Here is a 21,117-nt window from a genome sequence, read left to right as displayed (position 1 = left end):
TCGGCGAACTCGGCCTCCACCAGGGATTCCGGCGCGGCGAACTGGGCCTTCTCGACCAGCGCGTCCAGCAGGGCGCGCTTCAGCTTCAGGCGGGCCATCTGCTCGTACTCGCGGCCGATCTGCTCGGAAACCTTGCCGCGCAGATCCGCCACCGACTCGAGCCCCATAGCCTTGGCCAGTTCGTCGTCGATAGCCGGAACCTCGGCCACGGCAAGGGACTTCGCGGTGATCTCGAACTCGGCCGTCTTGCCGGCCAGATCCTCGGCGCCGTACTCGTCGGGGAAGGTCACGGTGATGGTCCTGGTCTCACCGGCGGACATGCCCTCCATCTGCTCGGAGAAGCCGGGGATGAAGCCCTCGCCGGCGATGGTCACGTCGACATCGCTGGCGGTGCCGCCCTCGAAGGCCTCGCCGCCGATGCGGCCGATGAAGTCCACGGTCAGGCGCTCGCCGGCGACGGCCGGGCGGGTCTCCTCGACCGTCTTGAAGCTCTGACGCTGCTCGGCGATGCGCTTCAGCGACTCATCCACCTTCTCCTCGGCGACGGCGGCCACCGGCTTGCTCAGGGTGATGTCGGACACGTCCGGCACCGCCACCTCGGGCAGCACTTCCATCTCCATGGTGAATTCCAGGTCGGATTCCTGGCCCGGCTTGGTGATTTCGAGCTTCGGCTGCATCGCCGGGCGCAGGCCGCGCTCCTCGATCAGCTTGCCGGAAGCGTCGTTCACGGTCTGCTCCAGCACTTCCGCGGCCACGGCGTCGCCGTAGCGCTTGCGCACCATGGACATCGGCACCTTGCCCGGGCGGAAGCCCGGCAGCTGCATGGTCTTGGCAAGCTCGGCCAAACGCTTCTCACGCTTGGCGGCAAGTTCGGGTTCGGGAACCACGACGGTAAAGCCGCGCTTCAAGCCCTCGGAGAGCGTCTCGGTAACCTGCATGAACGACAAAATCCTCAATAAAACAACAACTAAGCAACTCTGTTGGTGCGGGCGGAGGGACTTGAACCCCCATGACTTGCGCCACCAGAACCTAAATCTGGCGTGTCTACCAGTTTCACCACGCCCGCTTTAGCCTTACTCCAAGCCGCGCCGTCTAGCGCGAGTTTCAAGACTTAACAAGGAGGCCCCTCGTAACTCGGGGCAAAACAAACTAATTGGCATCCTTGATGAACAGATCAACCGAGGAAACGCCCCCCGCCAGCCGGCAGGGCCGGAAGCCTGGCACCTGGTTTTGGATCGCGGCAGGTACCGCCCTGCTCGTGGCCGTGCCCGTGGCGGCGGGGCTGGTCGCGCTGGCCCGCTTCAACCCCAACACCTACGCCTCGGCGCTCACCGCGGCGGTGGAGCGCGCCACTGGGCGCCAGCTCACCTTGGGCGGGCCGGTGCGGCTGCATCTCTCCTTCAACCCGACGCTGACGGTCAGCAACGTCACCCTGGGCAACCCGCCGGGCGGCTTCGCCGGGGATTTCATCACCCTGGACCGGGCCGACGCGCAGATCGCCCTGCTGCCCCTGCTCACCCACCATCTGGACGTTCTGCGCCTGGTGCTGGAGCGCCCGCAGATCACGCTGCAACACCTGCCCTCCGGCGCCAGCAACTGGGTGTTCTCCGCCGCCCCCGGCCACGCCAGCGGGACGCACCGTTTCCATGGCTACCGGCTTGCCCTGAAGGCGGTGGAAATCCGCGACGGCCACGTCACCATCATCCCCGCCAATGGCCAGATCTACGGCTTCGGCCTGCCCCGCGTGACCGGCACGGCGGACTCGCTGTCCGCCCCGCTGCATCTGGCGGGCGGCGCCAGGATCGGCACGCAGAAGGTGGATCTCACCGGCGTGGTCGGGCCCATCGCGCAGCTTTCCGGCACCGCGCCCTGGCCGGTGGACCTCAGCCTCACCAGCGCGGGGGCCACGGGCCGGCTGACCGGCGCGGTGGCGCATCCGCGCACCGGCGCGGGCTACGACCTGACGCTGGACGTGGACATCCCGGCGCTGGAAGCACTGGCCCCCGGCACCCTGCCGGCGCTGCACCAGCTGCATCTCGGCGCCGAGATCGTTGACCGCAACGCGGTCGCGCCTGCCATCAATAACGCCTCGCTCACCGCCGGCCCGTCCGACCTCTCCTCCCTGCGCCCAGGGCTCACGCTCCAAGGGCTGGATATAGAGATGACCGCGCTTAACCAGCCGGTGACGCTGCAGGCCAGCGGCATGCTCGGCCAGGATGCGTTCAGCGCCAAGGGCTATGTCGGCGCACCGGATGCGCTGCTTGACCCGTCCCTGCTGCCCGCTGGCACGGCCGCCCCGGCAAGCTTCCCGGTCGGGCTCTCGCTGCAGCTTGGCACCGCCAAGGCCGCCATCACCGGCGCCATCGCCACGCCAAACACGCTCTCCGGCGCCGCCCTGGCCATCACCGCCACCGTTCCAGACCTCTCGGCCCTTTCCACCGCCGCTGGCACAACGCTGCCGGCATGGAAGAACATCACCATCCAGACCACGCTGATCGACCCCGGCGGCCAGGGGCTGCGCAACGCGATCGGGCTGGACAGCTTGGCCGTGACCATGGATCACGCCCAGTTCGGCGGCGATGCCAGCCTGTTCTTCGGCGTCACGCCCAGCCTGCAACTCTCGCTGAAATTCAGCAACGCCGATCTCGACGCGCTCAGCGCCGCCCTGCCGCAACCGCAGCCCGCCGCCGCAACCACCCCCGCGCCAGCCCCGGCCGCGCCAACCCTGCCCAACGCGCCTCTGCCGCTGGGGCTGCTGCATCTGGGCGATGCGGACATCCAGCTCGCCGCCGACTCTCTCATCTGGCACCAGCTCACTTTCACCGCGCTGCAAGGCCACGCCACGATCACGAACGGAGTGCTCAGCCTCAACCCGTTCACTGGCGAACTGCCGGGCGGGGCGGTCACCGCCAGCGCCAGCCTTGACGCCTCGAAGGACCCGGCAACCGAAACCCTGCAAGTTACCGCCCCGGCGCTCGCCCTCCCGCCGCTACTGCACGCCTTCGGCCTGCCGGACACCGCCGAAGGCACCGCGCAGGTGCAGCTCAAGGCCGCCAGCACGGGCGACACCCCGCAGGCCATCGCCAGCGGGCTGAATGGCAGTTTCGGCGCGGCGGCGGTGAATGGCGTCATCGATGGCGGCGTGCTGAACCGCCTGCTCGGCGCCGTGCTGAAAACCGCCGGGCTGACGGACCCGCAACTCACCGCCCCCGGCCCGGCGCCGGTGCGCTGCGCCGCGCTGCGGCTGGACGCCGCGAACGGCACCGGCACGCTGAGCGCCCTGGCCCTGGACAGCCTCCGCCTGAAGCTGCAAGGCGGCGGCACGATGGATTTCGGCAAGGCCACGCTCGGCCTGACTCTGCAACCCCAGCTGCGCGGGCAAGCCGCCACCACCCAGGTCACGGTCAGCGGCGGGTTTGCCCAGCCCACGCTCGCCGCCGCCCACGGCACCTCTGCCCCGGGCGGCGATATCTGTCCGGCCGCGCTGAACCTCGCCCGGTTCGGCCAGCCTGGCCCCGCCGCGCCACCGCCGGGCAGCTTCCCCTCGCCCGAGTCCAGCGCTCCGCAACAGCCCGGCTCCCCCAAAAACCTCAACGACCTGCTTGGCCAATGAAACGCTTCTGGACCACCACGACCACCATCGCCGACGGTGAGCATTTCACCGTCCTGCTCGACAGCAAGCCGCTGAAGCTCCCTGGCGGCAGGGGGCTTTCCGTGCCCTTCTCCACCCTGGCCGAGGCCATCGCCGAGGAATGGGGCGCCGCCCCAGCGGAATTCTCGCCCGACGACCTGCCCCTGACGCAGCTGGCCAGCACCGCGCAGGACCGCATGGCCCTGCACCGCGCGGAGATCATCCGCCAGCTCACTGCCTATGGGCTGAACGACCTGCTCTGCTACCGCGCCGACGGCCCCGCCCCGCTGGTGGCGCAGGAAAACGAGCAATGGGACAAATGGCTGGACTGGGCGCGTGAGCGCTACGGCGTGGAGCTGTTCATCACCGCCGGGGTGCTGCCCATCGACCAGCCCGCCGAAGCCGCCGCGCAGTTCAGCGCCGCGCTGGATGCCTATACCGAATACGGCCTCGCCGCGCTCGGCGTCGTCGTTCCGGTACTGGGCAGCTTGGTGCTCGGCCTCGCCGTGGCGGAAGGCGCGCTGGACGCGCAGACTGCCTCCGACACCGCGTTCACCGACGAGCTATGGCAGGAAGCAAACTGGGGCCAGGACAAGGAAAGCCTCGCCCGGCGGCGGCACATCGTGGCGGATGTCGCCGTCAGCCGGCGCTTCCTGGAACTGTGCCGGGGCTAGTATGCACCTGGGCGACGAACCTCGCCCCAGCCTGCACCAGCGCCTCGGCCACTTCCACGCCCAGTTCCGTGCTGCCCTCCGCCCAGGCGGCTTCAATCGCCTCGCGCGGCACGGCGTCGAACTCCACCGGCACCTCGATCTGCAGCCCCTCGAAATTGACCGTGCCGAAGCCGCTCATGGGCAGGCCAAACACGCTGCCCGGGGCGCGGGCGGGTTCGCCCTGCGCCGCCACGCACGCGCCGCGCAGCGCCAGGTTCAACGAGAGCAGCGGCTCCGCGCCATGGCCGAACCGCGCCTGCCCGCCGGGGATGCGCGCCTCCATCAGCTGCCGCGCCACCTTCCACAGGTAGAACGACGGCACCACCAGCCCGGTCTCGCGCCGCAGCGCCAGCGCCGCCTGGTGGATCACCGGCACATTGCCGCCATGGGCGTTGAGGATGACGATCCGGGTGAGCCTGTGCCGCAGCAGTCCGTGCAGCAGGTCGTCCAGCACGCTGCGGAAGCTCTCCGCCGAGAGCGCCAGCCCGCCGGGGCTGGAGCCGAAATAATCCGCCACGCCATAAGGCAGGCTCGGCGCCACGAAAGCGGGCGCGCCCAGTTCATGCGCCCGCCGCGCGATGCGCTCGGCGATGAGATCCGCCAGCAGGTAATCGCCCATCGGCTGGTGCGGGCCATGGTCCTCATGACTGCCCAGCGGCAGCAGGATCACCGGATTGCGTGCAAGGGCGCTGGCGAAGGCCGGAGCGGTCAGGTCGCCCAGGCGGACGAAGGGGCTGGAGTCGGTCATGCGCCCAACTCTGCCTCCGCGCTGGACATCCGCAAAGCCCCAGTATTAACTGCGGACAGGCCTTTCGGAGAAGACCATGAGCAGCGAAGTGTTGGCAGACAATATCATCCCCGTCATCCTCTCCGGCGGCTCGGGCACAAGGCTCTGGCCGGTTTCCCGCAAAAGCTTCCCCAAGCAGTTCTGGCCGCTGATCGCCGAGCACTCGATGCTGGCGGAAACCGCCCTGCGCGCCGCCTCGTCCGAGTTCAGCCCGCCCATCGTCGTCGCCAACCAGGACCACCGCTTCGTGGTGGCCGAGCAGCTGCGCGAGGCCGGGATTTCCAGCGCGCGCATCCTGCTGGAACCCGTGGGCCGCAACAGCGCCCCGGCCATCGCCGCGGCCGCGCTGCTCGCCGCCGAGGCCGCGCCCGATGCCGTGCTCTGGATCATGGCGGCGGATGCCTCAATCAACGACCGGGAGGCCCTGCGCGAAGCGATCCGTGCCGCCCTGCCCGCCGCCCGCGCCGGCAATGTCGTGACTTTCGGCATGGAGCCCACCGCGCCGGAAACCGGCTATGGCTACATCACCCGCGGCGAGGCGCTGCCCGGCATGCCGGGCGCGTTCCGGGTCGAATGTTTCGTCGAGAAACCGGACCTGGAAAAGGCCAAGGCGCTGATCGCCACCGGCGGGAATCTGTGGAACTCCGGCATGTTCCTCTTCCGCGCCGACACGCTGCTGGCCGAGCTGGAACGCCTGGCGCCGGAGGTGCTCACGGCCACCCGGGCCGCCATGGCCGCCCGCAGCACCGACCTCGACTTCATCCGCCTCGGCACCGCCGAATTCGCCCAGGCGCCGGACATCTCCATCGACTACGCCGTGGCGGAAAAAACGGACAAGGCCGTGGTCGTCCCCGCCGCCATCGGCTGGTCGGATGTCGGCTCCTGGACGGCGCTGGCCGAAATCGGGCCCAAGGATGCCCAGGGCAACGTCGCGCTGGGCGACGTGGTGATCGAGGATGTCGCCAATTCCTATGTCCGCAGCGAGCACACGCTGACCGCCCTGCTCGGCGTGCGCGACCTGATCGTGGTGACAACGCAGGATGCCGTGCTCGTCGCCGCCAAGGACCAGGCGCAGAACGTGAAGAAGATCGTGGACCGGCTGAAGGCGCAGAAACGCCCCGAGGCCGATAGCCATAACCGCACCTACCGCCCCTGGGGCTTCTATGAGAGCCTGATCCAGGGCGACCGCTTCCAGGTGAAGCGCATCGTCGTCTGGCCGGGGCGGAAGCTCTCCCTGCAGAAGCATTACCACCGGGCCGAGCACTGGGTGGTGGTGGCGGGCTGCGCCGCCGTGACCTGCGATGACGAGGTGCGCCTGCTGCGCGAGAACGAGAGCGTCTATTTGCCGCAGGGCAGCACGCACCGGCTGGAAAACCCGGGGAAGATCCCTCTCACCGTGATCGAGGTGCAGTCCGGCGCCTATCTCGGCGAGGATGATATCGTCCGGTTCGAGGACACCTATGGCCGCCAGTGAGGCTCCGACTTAGAGTCTGTTTCAAAACTCGCTCTGGTGAGTCGGTTGGCGTGGTTTTTTTGAGCACCGGAGCGGAGCGTACTTACGGTACGTGAGCACCGGAGCGCAGAAAAACCGCGCCAAACGGCCGCCAGAGTAGAGTTTTCAAGCAGACTCTGGTGCGCTCAGCGTGAGCGAGAGCGCATGCAGCCCGGACTTGAACTCCGCCGCCAGCGCCTCATGCACCGCGCGCGAGCGCTCCAGCCGCGACAAATCCCGAAGGCTCTCCGCCACCATGGTCACGGCGTAATGCGTCTCCCCGGCGGGCAGTCCTTGCCGCCCGGCATGGCGGGCGTGCCGGCCGCTCTCATCCACCACGTCCAGCACGGTAGGCGCGAACGCCGCCCGCAGCGTCTGCTCGATTCTCTCCGCCCGTGTGCTCATCATCCGCATCCTTTCATCGCATCTCTGCGCGCATCGCATGTTGCCAATTGCGCGCGAGGGCGCACATTAAGGCCATGATTTCGACGAACCGCAAGCCGCGCGCCTTTGCGCCCGATCCGGCGGCCCCAGGCCAGGGCTGCGACAGCCCCGGCTGCGCCCTGAACGGCGACTACCGCGCCCCCAAATCCCGCGGCAATCTGCGCGAGTTCCACTGGTTCTGCCTGGAGCATGTGCGCGCCTACAACGCCTCCTGGGACTACTACAAAGGCATGTCCCCCGGCGAGATCGAGGCCGAACTGCGCGCCGACACCTCCTGGCAGCGCCCAAGCTGGCCGCTCGGCCAGAACGGCGCGGCCAGCCGCCAGCAGGAGGCGCTGGAAGCCGAGCTGCGCAATTTCGCCTTCGGGGCCGAGCGCCCGCATCAAGCCCCGCGCCCGAACATTCCCGCCGAGCTGCGTGACGCGCTGGAAATTTTCGGCCTCGTCTGGCCGGTGACGCTTGAAACCGTGAAAGCCAAGTACAAAACCCTGGCCAAGCAGCACCACCCGGATGCCAACCAGGGCAGCAAGCAGGCCGAGGAGCGGCTGAAGAACATCAACCTCGCTTACGCCACGCTGCGCGGCAAGCTGGCCGCCGCGCCGGATTGAGCGCCGCCGCGTAAGGTGGCAAAGTTAACATGAGCGAGCACCCTGAAGGACCGAATACATGAACGATATCGCCGCGACGTCTGAACCCCGGGTCCCTCCCACCTCGGCGATCAACCTGCCCGACATCAAGGTGAAGGCCCGCAAGGTATTCGGCATCGACACGGATCTCGAAGTCCCCGCCTTCTCGCTGCGCACCGAGCATGTGCCCGAGATCGACCCGGCCTACCAGTTCGACCGCGAGACCACGCTCGCCATCCTCGCCGGCTTCGCCTTCAACCGCCGCGTGATGATCCAGGGCTATCACGGCACCGGCAAGTCCACGCATGTGGAGCAGGTGGCGGCACGCCTCAACTGGCCGTGCATCCGCGTCAACCTGGACAGCCACATCAGCCGCATCGACCTTATCGGCAAGGATGCGATCGTGCTGAAGGACGGCAAGCAGGTGACCGAGTTCCGCGAAGGCATCCTGCCCTGGGCGCTGCAGCACGCCTGCGCTTTGGTGTTCGACGAATACGACGCCGGCCGCCCGGATGTGATGTTTGTGATCCAGCGCGTGCTGGAGGTGGAGGGCAAGCTCACTTTGCTCGACCAGAACCGGGTGATCCGCCCGCACCCGGCTTTCCGCCTGTTCGCCACGGCCAACACCGTCGGCCTGGGCGACACCACCGGCCTGTACCACGGCACGCAGCAGATCAACCAAGGCCAGATGGACCGCTGGAACATCGTCGCCACGCTGAACTACCTGCCGCACGCGCAGGAAGTCGCCATCGTGATGGCCAAGATGGGCGTCTCCGCCGCCGACGCCGGGACGAAGCAGCGCATCGAGCGCATGGTGGCGCTGGCGGACCTCTCCCGCGCCGGGTTCATCGCGGGGGACATCTCCACCGTCATGTCGCCGCGCACGGTCATCACCTGGGCCGAGAACACGCGCATCTTCGGCGATGTCGGTTTCGCCTTCCGCCTCACCTTCCTCAACAAGTGCGACGAGGCCGAGCGCCAGACGGTAGCCGAGTACTACCAGCGCTGCTTCAACGAAGAGATCCCGACCGGCCTGCGCCAGCCGGCCTGACGCGAAATGACCGGCAAGCAGGACCAGGGCAAGGCCGAGGAGTTCAAACGGGCAACCGCCAGCACGCTGCGCGCCATGGCGCATGCGCAGGAGCTGGAGGTGGCCTACCAGCCCGGCCCGGCCGGGCTCGCCAGCAACAACAAGCGCGCGCGCCTGCCCTCGCCCTCGCGCGCCCTGCCCGCCGCCGAGATGGCCAAGCTGCGCGCCGCGGCTGACTCCATGGCCCTGCGCCTGCGCCACCACGACGATTCACTGCACAATGCCCGCTCCCCCGCCGCGCGTGAGGCACGGGAGGCGTTCGACGCGCTGGAGCAGGCGCGGGTGGAAGTCTACGGCGCCGAGCACATGGCGGGCGTGGCGGCGAATCTGCGCCACAAGCTGGACGACGAATGCGTCGCCAGCGGGCTCGACAAGATGACCGCGCGCGACCAGCTGCCTCTGGCCAGCGCCGTCGCCCTGCTGGCGCGCGACCGCATGGACCCGGCCTCGGTGCCGGATTCGGCGCGGCATGTACTGGACCTCTGGCGCAACACGCTGAGCCCGGCGGCGGAAGCGGCGCTTAACGAGCTGGCCTCCGCCCGCGCCGACCAGGCGGACTATATCAGCGCCGCGCGCAAGCTGCTCGCCGCCGTGGACCTCGCCGAGGCGGAACCCGGCCCGGGCGACGATGAGAGCGAGGAGCAGAGCCAGGACCAGGGCGAGCAGACCACGCAGCAGGACAACAACCAGGAAAGCGAAGGCCAGCGCCAGGAGCAGGAAAACCCGATGCTCGCCGCCCAGCCCGAGATGGCCGAGGGCGAGGCCGGTGAGGATCATGCCGAGGAAGAAGGCGAACCCGAGGACGCGACAGCCGATGCGGGCGAGGCGCCCTCCGGTCCGCAGAGCCGCCGCCAGCACGCCGATACCGGCGACACCAGCAGCTACCGCGCCTACACCACCGCCTACGACGAAGAGATCGCGGCCGAGGAGCTGTGCGACCCGGACGAGCTGACCCGGCTGCGCCAGCAACTCGACCAGCAATTACAACATCTACACGCGGTGGTGGCCAAGCTGGCCAACCGGCTACAGCGCCGCCTGCTGGCACAGCAGACCCGCGCCTGGGAGTTCGACCTGGAGGAAGGCATGCTCGATGCCGCCCGCCTGGCGCGCATCGTCGTCGACCCGCTGCTGGCCCTCACCTACAAGCGCGAGCTGGAGACCGAGTTCCGCGACACGGTCGTCACCCTGCTGATCGACAATTCCGGCTCCATGCGTGGCCGGCCCATCACCGTGGCCGCCATGTGCGGGGACATCCTGGCCCGCACGCTGGAGCGCTGCGGCGTGAAGGTGGAGATCCTCGGCTTCACCACCCGCGCCTGGAAGGGCGGGCAGAGCCGCGAGCAATGGGTAGCGGCGGGCAAGCCGCCCCAACCCGGGCGGCTGAACGATCTGCGGCACATCGTCTACAAGGCCGCCGACATGCCGATGCGCCGGGCGCGCAAAAATCTCGGCCTGATGCTGCGCGAAGGGCTGCTGAAGGAGAATATCGACGGCGAGGCCCTGCTCTGGGCGTATCGGCGCCTGCTCGCCCGACCCGAATACCGCCGCATCCTCATGGTCATCTCGGACGGCGCGCCGGTGGATGATTCCACCCTCTCGGTGAATGCGGGGAACTATCTGGAGCGGCATCTGCGCGACGTGATCCGCGATATCGAAAGCCGCGGGCTGGTCGAGCTGATTGCCATCGGCATCGGGCATGATGTCACGCGCTATTACCGCCGCGCCGTCACCATCGTGGACGCCGAGGAGCTGGGCGGCACGATGATGCGCAAGCTGGCCGAACTGTTTGACGAGGACGAATCCGCCGCCTGGCACCGCGCCTCCGCCCTGGGCGCCCCGCAAATAGGCTAACACAAGTCTACTCTGGCGGCTGTCTAGCCGCGCTTTTCTGCGCTCCGGTGCTCGAAAACCACGGCTATCCAGTTCACCAGAACGACTTCTGTAACATCCTCTAACTTGCAGAAGGGCAAGTCGCAGCGAGCGCCGCCACGGCGGGCGGCGGCGGGCTGAAAGGCCAGTGCAGCATCGCCCCCAGCGGCACCGCCAGGGCGATGGAATGGACATACTGGCAGGGCTTGGCCAGATGATCCTCGCTGTTGAAGAAATCCAGCGCCGGGTAATGGCTTTCATTCGGCAGAACGAGAAACGCCGCGCCATTTTGCGCGTAGATCGCGCTAATCGCTGCCAGCACATCCGGCGGCAGCGGCCCGGCCAGATCGTTATCAATCCTGTCGCCCTGCGCGTTATACTCACTGCGCAGCAGCGCCCCGGCATTCACCGCGTGCAGCGCCGCGATCGGCATCTCCGCCGCCGCTTCCAGCAGATCAGCCAGCTGGCAGCAGAAAACCGCGCCAACCACCCGCCCCGGCGACAGCTCGCGCAGCACCGCGCGGTCGTGCCGGAGCAGGAACGCGCCATCCACCGCCGCGCGATATTCGCTGGAACTCATCGTGTATTGCTGCAGCTCCATCGGCATGTACACCACATCGCCAGGGCGCAGCAGCGGCGCGTAGCGGGCGAACACATCGTCCAGCCCGATGCCGACGGCAATGCCCGCATTCTCGCAGGGCAGGTTCAGCATCGCCCCCAGCACCGCGCAGGAATGCGAATACGGCCCGTTGGAGCCCGCGAGAATCACCAGGCGCGGCGACGGCATGGCGGCCAGCGAAGCTGTCTTTTGCAGCAGCTCCAGCCGCAGCACGCCCAGCGATAACGGCCTGTCCGCCAGCGCGGCGAACACCGCCACGTAGAGCGCCACGGAAGCGAGACAGGCGAGGACCAGCCGCTTCATGCTAGAACTGGAAATACAGGAACGGCACGGCGGCCGGGGCGAAGAACAGCGCCTGCAGGCTGAAGGCCGTGCCCGCTACCAGCGCGACGTGCCTGCGCGTTTGCGTCATCTCCTGCGTGTTCGGCAAGCACAGCGCGATCCACCAGCCCAGCGCCAGGAACAGCACCGCCTGCGGCAGGCTCAGCGTGCGGGCATCGCCGAGGTACGGCAGCACTGGCACCACCCGCACGAAATGCGCCAGCCCCGGCACGAGTTGCACGCAAATTCCCGGCAGCGCGATGCCGTTGCCGCCAAACAGGCCGCGATAAAAATCCATCGCCGCGCCAAAGCCATCGGCGCGGAACGGCACCCAGGCCAGCAGCACGGCCAGCAGCGTCAGCGCCCAGCCCAGCCGTGCGGGGATGCGCAAGCCTACCCGCTCCGCCCAGCCATGCAGCACCAGATACACCCCGTGCAGCCCGCCCCAGAGCAGGAACCGCAACGCCGCCCCGTGCCACAACCCGCCGAGCAGCATGGTGATCATGAGGTTGCCGATGCGCCTGCCCTCGCCATGCCGGTTGCCGCCAAGCGGGATGTACAGATAGTCCCGCAAAAACCCGCTCAGCGTGATGTTCCAGCGCCGCCAGAATGCGCTAATATTCCGCGCCTTGTAGGGGCTGTTGAAATTCACCGGGAACTCGATGCCGAACATCCGCGCGAGGCCGATCGCCATGTCGGAATAGCCGGAGAAGTCGAAATAAATCTGCAAGCCATAGGCCAGCAGCGCCACCCAGGCCTCGATCAGGCTCAGCGGGTCATGCCGCGCCGCCGCGGCGAAGCCCGGTTCGGCGAAGCGCGCCAGCCCATCGGCCAGCACCAGCTTTTTGGCAAGGCCGAGCATGAACAGCTCCGCCCCCAGCACCAACCGGTCCTTGAGTCCCGCCCAGGGCCGCAACGCCGCGAACTGGGGCAATATGTGCCCCGGCCGGACGATCGGCCCCGAAATCAGATGCGGGAAAAACGCGATGAAGCAGGCATAGTCGAGGAAGCCCACCCGCCCGAGCCCGCCGCGCGATGTGTCCACCAGATACATTACCTGCTGGAAGGTGAAGAAGCTGATACCCAGCGGCAGGAAGATTCCGCCCAGCCCGAACAACCCGGCATATTTGAAGAAGCCGAGCAGGCCCAGGTTGAACACCAGCCCCGCCACCAGCCAGACCCGTCCGCCATGCCGCAGGATCAGCCTTCCGGCGCAAAAATTCACCGCGATGGAAAACAGCAGCAGGAGCAGAAAAACCGGCTTCCACCAGGCGTAGAAGAAGAGGCTCGCCGCCAGCAGCCAGGCCAGCGCCGCCCGGCGCCCCAGCCTTCCTGCGGCCAGAAACCCGGCCAGCGCCACAGGCAGAAACACCAGAATGAACAGCCTGCTGTTGAAGAGCACGCGATTACTTGCTCGCTTTAGTTGTATTAACGCTCGTTTACTTTACTAATCCGCGCCAGACAATTGGACCTGCCGCATGGCGATGCTATAGCGCCACGCCACCATAACCGGTTTCCATGAACGACACGCCGCTCTCCCACCCTGCCCTCCTGCCTGTCGGCCTCCGCGACATCCTGCCGCCCGAGGCCGAGCTGGAAGCACGCTCCGTCGAAGCCATCATGGATTGCTTCGCCGCACACGGTTACGAGCGGGTGAAGCCGCCGCTGCTGGAGTTCGAGGACAGCCTGTTCGCAGGCTCCGGCGCCGCCACGGCGGAGCAGACCTTCCGGCTCATGGACCCGCAGAGCCAGCGCATGATGGGCTTGCGCGCCGACACCACGCCGCAGATCGCCCGCCTCGCCGCCACGCGGCTTTCCGCCTCGCCCCGCCCGCTGCGCCTCGCTTATGCCGGGCAGTGCCTGCGCGTGCGCGGGACGGACCTTGAACCCGAACGCCAGATCGCCCAGGCCGGGATCGAGCTGATCGGGCTCGACGCCGCCACCGCCGATGCCGAGATCATCCTCACCGCCATCGAGGCGCTGGAAGCCGCCGGGCTGAGCCAGCTCAGCGTGGACCTCACCGTGCCCCGGCTCGTGCCGGATATGGTGGACGAAACGCTTGGCCAGTCGCACCCTGCGCTGTCTCGCGCGCTGGACCGCAAGGACAGCGCCGGTGTCGCCGCCCATGGCGGAGCCGCAGCGCCGCTGCTGCTGCGGCTGATGGAGGCGAGCGGCCAAGCCGAGCGCGCCATCCCCGTGCTGCTGGCCATGGACCTGCCCGCCCCCGCCAAGGCGCAGGTCGCCCGCCTCGCCGAGACCGTTTCCGTGCTGCGCGCCGCCCGGCCAGACCTGCTGCTCACCGTCGACCCGGTGGAGTTCCGCGGCTACCAGTACCACACTGGCATCTGCATGACCGTGTTCGCCGCCGGGGAACAGGCCGAGCTTGGGCGCGGCGGGCGTTACCTGTGCGATTCCGAGCCCGCCACCGGCATCACCCTGTATCCGGACACCATCATCCGCCTCGCCCCCCGGCCGAAGCTGCGGCCGCGCCTGTATCTGCCCTTCGGCACTGCGGCCGCCGATGCCGCCGCCGCGCGGGCGCAGAATTTCGCCACCATCAACGGCTTGGCCCCGCACCCGGACCCGCGCGCCGAAGCGCTTCGCCTGGGCTGCAGCCATGCCTTCTCGGACGGCCAGATCGTCCCGCTCGCTTAAGGAATTAATACATGACCAACGTAACCATCATCGGCGCGCAATGGGGCGACGAGGGCAAAGGCAAGGTTGTGGACTGGCTCGCCAGCCGCGCCGATATCGTGGTGCGCTTTCAGGGCGGGCATAATGCCGGGCATACGCTGGTGGTCGGCAACCAAACCTACAAGCTCTCGCTGCTGCCCTCCGGCCTCGTGCGCGGCAAGCTCGGCGTCATCGGCAATGGCGTGGTCATCGACCCCTTCGCCCTGCTGGCCGAGATCGAGCGCGTCTCCGCCCAGGGGCTGGCCGTCACGCCGGAAACCCTGCGCATCGCCGACAACGCGCCGCTGATCCTGCCGCTGCACGCAGCGCTCGATGCCGCGCGCGAGGCCGCCCGCGGCGCGCGCAAGATCGGCACCACCGGGCGAGGCATCGGCCCCGCCTATGAGGACAAGGTGGCCCGCCGCGCCATCCGCGTGTGCGACCTCGCCGAGCCGGAGACGCTCGACGCCAAGCTCGACGAGCTGCTGCTGCACCACAACACCCTGCTGGCCGGGCTGGGTGCGCCGACCTTCAAGAAGGAAGACGTGCTCGCCAGCCTGCTGGAACTGGCGCCGAAGCTGCTGCCCTTCGCCGAGCCGGTGTGGGAGCGCCTCGCCGAGGCCAAGCGCCTGGGCCAGCGCATCCTGTTCGAGGGCGCGCAGGCGGTGATGCTGGATGTGGACCACGGCACCTACCCGTTCGTCACCTCCTCCAACACTGTCGCCAGCACGGCGGGTTCCGGCAGCGGCATGGGGCCGGATGCGGCGGGCCGCGTGCTCGGCATCGCCAAGGCCTATTGCACCCGCGTCGGCTCCGGTCCCTTCCCCACCGAGCTGAACGACGAAACCGGCCAGCTTCTCGGCGAGCGCGGGCATGAATTCGGCACCGTGACCGGGCGCAAGCGCCGCTGCGGCTGGTTCGACGCCGCACTGGTCCGCCAGGCGGTGAAGGTGGGCGGCGTCCAGGGCCTGGCGCTGACCAAGCTGGACGTGCTGGACGGCTTCGCCGAGCTGAAGATCGGCGTGGGCTACAGCATCAACGGCAAGACCTATAAGCACCTGCCGGCCGGCATGGCGGCACAGGCCGCGGCCGAGCCCATCTACGAGGTGATGGAAGGCTGGAGCAGCTCCACCCGTGGCGCCCGCTCCTGGGCCGACCTCCCGGCGGCGGCGATCAAATACGTCAAGCGCATCGAGGAACTGGTGGAAGCCCCGGTCACCCTGCTCTCCACCAGCCCGGAGCGCGACGACACCATCCTGATGCAGGACCCCTTTGCGGGCTAACCAGCAGGCCCTGCTTTCCCGGCTCGATGCCCTGGTCGTGCTGCTCGCGCGGCTGGGGCTGCCGGAGAGCTTCATCCGCTTCGGCATCGTCGGCGCGCTCGGCTTCTGCTGGGATACCGGCACCGTCTATCTGCTGCGCGGCCATACCAATCTTTACATCGCGGGCACGTGCGGCTTTTTCATCGCCGCCACGGCCAACTGGGCCGCCAACCGGCTATGGACCTTCCGCCACCACGAGCATGACGCCGCGCATGTGCAATGGGCCAGGTTCATCGCCGCGAACGCCATCGGCTTCGTCTTCAACCGCGGCGTGTTCTTCGCCCTGGTGGCCCGTTTCGCCCTCGCCTGTCAACAACCTGTGATTGCCATCGTCGCCGGGACATTGGCGGGGCTAGTCTTTAATTATTTTCTTTCCAAGCGTTTCGTGTTTCGTTAATACAACCGAAGGTAACATTTTGTTAACTATACAACAACCCTAGAGAGCACCCTATATGGCGGAGCTTCATGCCTCGGCGGCCCTGATACAAGGCCAAACCCGCGCTGAATTCGCCTTTTCACCCCCCTGCGCGCCGCTCTCCCGCCAGCAATGGCTGGTGCTCTCCGATCTCCTCTGCGTGCTGGCGCTGCCACTGACCGGCAGCATGCTCATGCGAAGCAGCGAGAACCTGGGCCGCAACCTGTGGTTCTATGGATTGCTCGCGCTGTTCACCGTGCTGCTCACCGCCTCGCATGGCGGCTACCGGGAGCGGGCGAAGCAGCCCGCCGGCATCGCCGCCAACAGCTTCCTTGCCACCAGCCTCGCCATGCTCGCCCTCGCGCTGCTGCTGGGGCACCCGCATATCCTCACCCGGACCTGGACGGCGGCGGACCTCGCCGTGACCCCGCTGCTGCTCGCCGGCACACGGTCCCTGCTTACCGCCCACCTCGCGGCGGATGACCCGGCGCAGGCCGGGCGCGGCACCCTGATCGTCTGCTACGACCATTGCCCGCGCGACCTGCCCCGCGCCTTGGCCGAGAAACGCATCTCCCGCAACGTGGCGGGGGTGCTCTACCTCTCCCAGCTGCACGAGCTGGGCAACTGGCACCGCTGGCCGGAGCTGCCGGATTTCGAGTCCCTGCTGCAACTCATCCATGAGCGGGACATCCAGGACGTGGTGTTCATCCACCACCCCGAGCTGGAGAGCTTCAGCGCCAGGCTGCACCAGGAGCTGCTGGCCGAGCTGCTCGCCTTCCCGGCGCGGATCTGGATGGCCTTCGACCTCGCGGCCAATCTGCCGGAAATGCTAAAATCCCGCTCCGGCGCGTGCAAGCTCATGCCCATCGCCACCGCGGAGCTGATCACCTCGGCCAACCCGGCCAAGCGGCTGTTCGACATTCTTGGCGCAACGATATTGCTCACCCTGGCCGCACCACTGCTGCTGGTGCTGGCCGGGGTGGTTCGGCTGAGCAGCGAGGGGCCCATTCTGTTCCGCCAGACGCGCATCGGCGCGCAGGGGCGGCGCATTACCATGCTCAAGTTCCGCACCATGACGCATGAGCCGGACCGCCCTTTCGCCCAGGCCCGGAAGACGGACAAGCGCGTGACCCGCATCGGCCGCATCCTGCGCCGTCTCTCGCTGGATGAGTTGCCGCAGCTGATCAACGTGGTGCGCGGCGACATGTCCCTGGTCGGGCCCCGGCCGCACGCGCCGGAAACGCAGGTGGAGGGCTTAAGCTTCGAGACCGCTTTACGCCTGTACCGGCTGCGCCACCGGGTAAAGCCGGGCATGACCGGGCTGGCGCAGATCCGCGGCCAGCGCGGGGCCACCCCGGCCAGCGCGGGGCCACCCCGGCCATCGCGGCGCTGGAGCAGCGCCTGGGCAGCGACCTCGAATACATCCAGAACTGGTCGCTCTGGCTGGACCTCGGCATTCTGCTCCGCACCCTGCCCGCCGTGCTCTCGAAGAAGAATGCCTACTGAGAAACGTCTCGCAGGCTCACTCCCTCCATTGGGTGGGTATGATGCGGACATCATCATCCTCTGCCTGAACCGCCTGGAGGACACGCTGGAGGCCATCGCCTCCGCCCTGCGCCAGCGCGGCGGAGAATTCCATGTCACCGTGCTGGACCAGGGCTCCACGCCCGAGACCATCACCGGCATTACCCGTGCCTTTGCCAGCCATCCTCGCTTTGCCCTGTACAGCGCCGGGAAGAATCTCGGCGTCGCCGGGGGGCGCAATCTCGCGGCCGCGCTCGGCCATGGCACCATCATCGCCGCGCTGGATAACGACGCGGTGTTTCAGGATGACTGGGTGGTGGCACGGGCGCTGAAGAGCTTCCGGCGCAGCCCGGATCTCGGCGCGCTGGGCTTTGCCATCCTCGCCGCCGATGGCACCCAGCCGGACCTTGGCGCCTGGGGCTACCCCAAGGCGCTGCTGCCGCGCTTCAGGGGGCGGTTCGATACCACCACCTTTGTCGGCGCCGGGCATGCCATCCGCCGCGCCGCCTGGAACGCCGCGGGCGGGTACGACCCTGGCCTGTTCTTCACCTGGGAGGAATATGACTTTTGCCTCTCCGCCATCGCGCTCGGCTGGCGCATTGCCTATGACGGCTCACTGGCAGTGATCCACAAGGTCTCGCCCGAGGCCCGGGTGCAGTGGAGCGGCGAGCGCATGGCGTATTTCATCCGCAACCGGCTCATCATCGCACGCAAATGGGGCGCCTCCTGGCTGGCGCTGGCGCCGCGCATCGGGGCGTATCTGCTGCGCGGCAGGTTGACCGGCTGCGCGGCCCAGGTGTGGCAGGGGGTGGAGCAGGCCTTCGGCGCGGAAATCCCCGCCCCAAGGCGGATGCCCGGGGCGATGCGGCGCTATATCAGCCGCAACGAGACGCGCCATCGCGGCACCCTGCTGCGGCAACTTGTTGGCTTATTTAGCTAACGGGTGCAGCGCATTCACCAGCTTCTGCAGCCGTTCCGCCAGCACATGGGTGTAAATCTCGGTGGTGGCGATGTCCGCATGGCCGAGCAGTTTTTGCAAACTTCGTAAATCCGCCCCATGCGCCAGCAAATGCGAGGCAAATGAGTGGCGCAGCACGTGGGGCGAAAGCCGGTCCGGGTCGAGCCCGGCCTGTATCGCCACCTGTTTCAGCAATAGCGCGAAGCCCTGGCGGGTCATGGGTTCGCGCGGGTCGCGGCCAGGGAACAGATAGCGCGGAGCGGGTTTCTTTTCCGCCATCGCCGCGCGCAACTCCGCCGCCGCCTGCTTCGCCGGGTCCGAGAGCGGCGCCATCCGCTCCTTGCCACCCTTGCCTTTGATCAGCAGCATCTGCGCATCGGTGGAGAGCGCCGGGGCCGGCAGGGCCAGAAGCTCCGAAACGCGCAAGCCCGTGGCGTAGAGGATTTCCAGCCCCGCCACCGCCTTCAGCCCCGGCAGGCCGGGCAGCTCCCGCGCCGCGGCGAACAGCGCCGTCACCTCGCCCTCGCTCAGATATTTCGGCAGCGCCTTGGACAGGCGGGGCGAGGCAAAATCCGCCATCGGGTTGTCCGTGCGCCGCCCCTCGCGCAGCAGAAACAGGAAGAACTGCCGCAGGGAAGAAAGCCGCCGCGCCTGCGTCCGCGCCGCCAGCCCGGCATCAAAGAGCCCCCGCACATAGGCGGCCACATGGCTAGCATCCGCCGCCATGGCGCTTACCCCGTGCGCGCGCAAGAACCCCTGAAAATCTTCAAGGTCCGCCGCATAGGCCGCGAGCGTGTTCGCCGCCGCGCCGCGCTCGGCGGCGAGCATTTCCAGAAACGCCTCGGCTTGGCCATCTATCGTCATGCGTCCAATGTGATAAGCGTTTCAGGCAATGTCATTCAACCGTCTAGACCTCCCCGTGCAGGAGCGCAGCATCGTCCTGGTCGGCCTCATGGGCGCCGGCAAAACCGCCATCGGCAAGCGCGTCGCCGCCCTGCTCGGCCTGCCCTTCTTCGATGCCGACCAAGAGATCGAGCGCGCCGCCGGCATGAGCATCGCCGAAATCTTCAAGACCCATGGCGAGGCGCATTTCCGCGCCGGGGAAAAACGCGTGATCGAGCGCCTGCTCGCCGGCGGGCGCATCGTGCTCGCCCCGGGCGGCGGCGCCTTCATGGACCCGGAGACAAGGGCGCTGATCCGCGCGCGGGCCATCTCCATCTGGCTGCGCTGCCCGCTGCCGGTTCTGCTCTCCCGCGTGCAGGGGCGCACGCACCGTCCGCTGCTCAATTCCGGCAACCCGGCGGAAATCCTGGCCCGGCTTTCGGAGCAGCGCAGCCCGGTCTATGCCCAGGCCGATATCATCATCGATGGCTCGGAGGTTCCCCCGCAAGTGACGACCGATAACGTGATCGCCGCGATCAACGCTTACACCCCGCCGCGGCGGGTGCGCGTGCAGCTTTCCGAGCGCAGCTACGACGTGCTGATCGGCCCCGACCTGATCAAGCATGCGGGCGCGCATATCGCCCCGGTGCTGCCGCAGCCGCGCTGCGTGATCATTACCGACAGCAACGTGGCGGCGCTGCACCTGCCCACGCTGCAGGCGGCGCTGACCGAGGTTGGCGTGAGCCACACCACCCTCACCGTGCCGCCGGGCGAGGGGTCGAAGAGCATCGAGACCTGGCAGCACCTGGTCACCGCCCTGCTGGACCAGAAGGTTGACCGCCACACCACCATCATCGCCCTGGGCGGCGGCGTGGTGGGCGATCTCGCCGGGTTCACCGCCGCGGCCACGCTGCGCGGCCTGCCCTTCATCCAGATCCCGACGACCCTGCTCTCGCAGGTGGATTCGAGTGTCGGCGGCAAGACCGGCATCAACGCGCCGCAGGGCAAGAACCTGATCGGCGCCTTCCACCAGCCATTGCTGGTGCTGGCCGATACCGGCGCGCTGAAGACCCTGCCGGTGCGCGAGTTGCGCGCGGGCTATGCCGAAATCGTCAAGGCCGGGATGATCGCGGACGCCGCCTTCTACGACTGGTGCGAAGCCAATGCCGAGGGGATCGTGGGCGGTGACGATGAGCTCCTGGCCCAGGCCATCGAGCATGCGGTGCGCTTCAAGGCGCAGGTGGTGGGCGATGACGAGCGCGAGACCAAGCCCAACAATGGCCGCGCCCTGCTGAACCTCGGCCATACCTTCGCCCACGCGCTGGAGGCGGAATGCCATTTCGACGGCAGCCTGCTGCATGGCGAGGCCGTGGCCACCGGGCTCGTGCTGGCCACGCATCTCTCCGCCCAGCTCGGCCTTTGCCCGCAGGAGGATACCAGCCGAATCGCCGCGCATATCGCCCGCGCCGGGCTGCCGCCGCGCATTGCCGCGCTGAATGCCGGGCAGTTGCTGGCGCACATGAAGCAGGACAAGAAGATGCGCGAGGGCAAGCTGACCTTCGTGCTGACCCGCGGCATCGGCCAGGCCTTCACCAGCAATCAGGTCGAGGAAGAGGCTGTCCGCGCCACGCTGCTCGCCAACGGTGCAGTGTAATACCAAGCCGCGTTGATGATGACCCACCCCGAACCGTCATTGCGAGCGCAGCGAAGCAATCCATCTCCGCGACATCGCTGGAAAAGATGGATTGCTT

Annotated in this window: 17 protein-coding genes and 1 tRNA gene; 11 read left to right on the top strand and 7 right to left on the bottom strand. The window is 67.9% G+C overall.

Going from position 1 to position 21,117, the window contains the following annotated elements; translation table 11 throughout:
• Together tig and ACLPJJ_RS03345 are read right to left on the bottom strand one after the other, a co-directional pair.
• Positions 1–938, bottom strand: a 938-nt coding sequence (gene tig, locus ACLPJJ_RS03350) for a trigger factor (RefSeq protein ID WP_443589454.1), incomplete at its 3' end; no start/stop codon positions are given.
• 43 nt (positions 939–981) lie between these two features.
• A tRNA-Leu gene (locus ACLPJJ_RS03345) sits at positions 982–1,066 on the bottom strand.
• A 99-nt stretch (positions 1,067–1,165) separates the two neighbouring features.
• Here ACLPJJ_RS03345 and ACLPJJ_RS03340 point away from each other — a divergent pair.
• Complete coding sequence (locus ACLPJJ_RS03340; protein WP_443589453.1) at positions 1,166–3,613, top strand: AsmA family protein; 2,448 nt, start codon at positions 1,166–1,168, stop codon at positions 3,611–3,613.
• Entirely contained in the window at positions 3,610–4,305 is a 696-nt protein-coding gene (locus tag ACLPJJ_RS03335; RefSeq protein WP_443589451.1) for an ATP12 family chaperone protein, read from the top strand. The genes ACLPJJ_RS03340 and ACLPJJ_RS03335 overlap by 4 nt, the downstream gene beginning before the upstream one ends.
• Here ACLPJJ_RS03335 and ACLPJJ_RS03330 read toward each other — a convergent pair.
• Complete coding sequence (locus tag ACLPJJ_RS03330; RefSeq protein ID WP_443589449.1) at positions 4,271–5,092, bottom strand: creatininase family protein; 822 nt, start codon at positions 5,090–5,092, stop codon at positions 4,271–4,273. The genes ACLPJJ_RS03335 and ACLPJJ_RS03330 overlap by 35 nt on opposite strands.
• Before the next feature lie 76 nt (positions 5,093–5,168).
• Here ACLPJJ_RS03330 and ACLPJJ_RS03325 point away from each other — a divergent pair, with 76 nt between their 5' ends.
• Positions 5,169–6,605 (top strand): mannose-1-phosphate guanylyltransferase/mannose-6-phosphate isomerase, encoded by a 1,437-nt coding sequence (locus ACLPJJ_RS03325; protein ID WP_443589448.1) that lies wholly within the window; start codon positions 5,169–5,171, stop codon positions 6,603–6,605.
• Between the two features lie 144 nt (positions 6,606–6,749).
• Here the strand turns inward: ACLPJJ_RS03325 and ACLPJJ_RS03320 are convergent, their stop codons facing one another.
• Complete coding sequence (locus tag ACLPJJ_RS03320; RefSeq protein ID WP_443589446.1) at positions 6,750–7,028, bottom strand: BolA family protein; 279 nt, start codon at positions 7,026–7,028, stop codon at positions 6,750–6,752.
• Positions 7,029–7,102: 74 nt separating this feature from the next.
• Here ACLPJJ_RS03320 and ACLPJJ_RS03315 point away from each other — a divergent pair, with 74 nt between their 5' ends.
• From ACLPJJ_RS03315 to cobT, 3 genes are read left to right on the top strand one after another with little or no spacing between them, the layout of a single operon-like run.
• Positions 7,103–7,675, top strand: coding sequence for a DnaJ domain-containing protein (locus tag ACLPJJ_RS03315; protein ID WP_443589444.1), 573 nt, complete (start codon positions 7,103–7,105; stop codon positions 7,673–7,675).
• Positions 7,676–7,733: 58 nt separating this feature from the next.
• Complete coding sequence (cobS, locus tag ACLPJJ_RS03310; RefSeq protein WP_443589442.1) at positions 7,734–8,744, top strand: cobaltochelatase subunit CobS; 1,011 nt, start codon at positions 7,734–7,736, stop codon at positions 8,742–8,744.
• A gap of 6 nt (positions 8,745–8,750) precedes the next feature.
• The gene (gene cobT / locus ACLPJJ_RS03305; RefSeq protein ID WP_443589441.1) at positions 8,751–10,634 is read left to right on the top strand and encodes a cobaltochelatase subunit CobT; all 1,884 of its coding nucleotides are present in this window, start codon (positions 8,751–8,753) and stop codon (positions 10,632–10,634) included.
• Positions 10,635–10,734: 100 nt separating this feature from the next.
• On the opposite strand, the gene ACLPJJ_RS03300 is transcribed toward cobT, so the two are convergent.
• Both ACLPJJ_RS03300 and ACLPJJ_RS03295 read right to left on the bottom strand, forming a co-directional pair.
• Complete coding sequence (locus ACLPJJ_RS03300) at positions 10,735–11,574, bottom strand: hypothetical protein (RefSeq protein WP_443589439.1); 840 nt, start codon at positions 11,572–11,574, stop codon at positions 10,735–10,737.
• A gap of 1 nt (position 11,575) precedes the next feature.
• Positions 11,576–12,994 carry an MBOAT family O-acyltransferase gene (locus ACLPJJ_RS03295; protein WP_443589437.1) on the bottom strand — a complete coding sequence of 473 codons (1,419 nt, stop codon included), beginning with the start codon at positions 12,992–12,994 and terminating at the stop codon, positions 11,576–11,578.
• A gap of 116 nt (positions 12,995–13,110) precedes the next feature.
• On the opposite strand from ACLPJJ_RS03295, the gene ACLPJJ_RS03290 reads away from it, so the two are divergent.
• Genes ACLPJJ_RS03290 through ACLPJJ_RS03275 form a run of 4 tightly spaced genes read left to right on the top strand, consistent with a single transcriptional unit; the run spans position 13,111 to position 18,466 of the window.
• A complete protein-coding gene (locus ACLPJJ_RS03290; protein WP_443589435.1) occupies positions 13,111–14,247 on the top strand; it encodes an ATP phosphoribosyltransferase regulatory subunit in 1,137 nt (378 codons plus the stop codon).
• Between the two features lie 11 nt (positions 14,248–14,258).
• Positions 14,259–15,548, top strand: coding sequence for an adenylosuccinate synthase (locus tag ACLPJJ_RS03285; RefSeq protein ID WP_443589433.1), 1,290 nt, complete (start codon positions 14,259–14,261; stop codon positions 15,546–15,548).
• Positions 15,538–15,984, top strand: coding sequence for a GtrA family protein (locus ACLPJJ_RS03280; RefSeq protein ID WP_443589432.1), 447 nt, complete (start codon positions 15,538–15,540; stop codon positions 15,982–15,984). The genes ACLPJJ_RS03285 and ACLPJJ_RS03280 overlap by 11 nt, the downstream gene beginning before the upstream one ends.
• 55 nt (positions 15,985–16,039) lie before the next feature.
• Positions 16,040–18,466: a sugar transferase gene (locus ACLPJJ_RS03275; RefSeq protein ID WP_443589431.1), complete on the top strand. Its 2,427-nt coding sequence runs from the start codon at positions 16,040–16,042 to the stop codon at positions 18,464–18,466.
• On the opposite strand, the gene ACLPJJ_RS03270 is transcribed toward ACLPJJ_RS03275, so the two are convergent.
• Entirely contained in the window at positions 18,455–19,348 is an 894-nt protein-coding gene (locus ACLPJJ_RS03270) for a tyrosine recombinase (RefSeq protein WP_443589429.1), read from the bottom strand. The two genes, ACLPJJ_RS03275 and ACLPJJ_RS03270, sit on opposite strands and share 12 nt — an antisense overlap.
• A gap of 28 nt (positions 19,349–19,376) precedes the next feature.
• On the opposite strand from ACLPJJ_RS03270, the gene aroB reads away from it, so the two are divergent.
• Entirely contained in the window at positions 19,377–21,020 is a 1,644-nt protein-coding gene (gene aroB, locus ACLPJJ_RS03265) for a 3-dehydroquinate synthase (RefSeq protein WP_443589428.1), read from the top strand.
• The last annotated feature ends 97 nt before the right edge of the window (positions 21,021–21,117 follow it).

The organism is Acidocella sp. (assembly GCF_052326845.1).
Classification (GTDB): Bacteria; Pseudomonadota; Alphaproteobacteria; order Acetobacterales; family Acetobacteraceae; genus Acidocella.
This window is presented reverse-complemented; position numbering and strand designations above follow the sequence as displayed.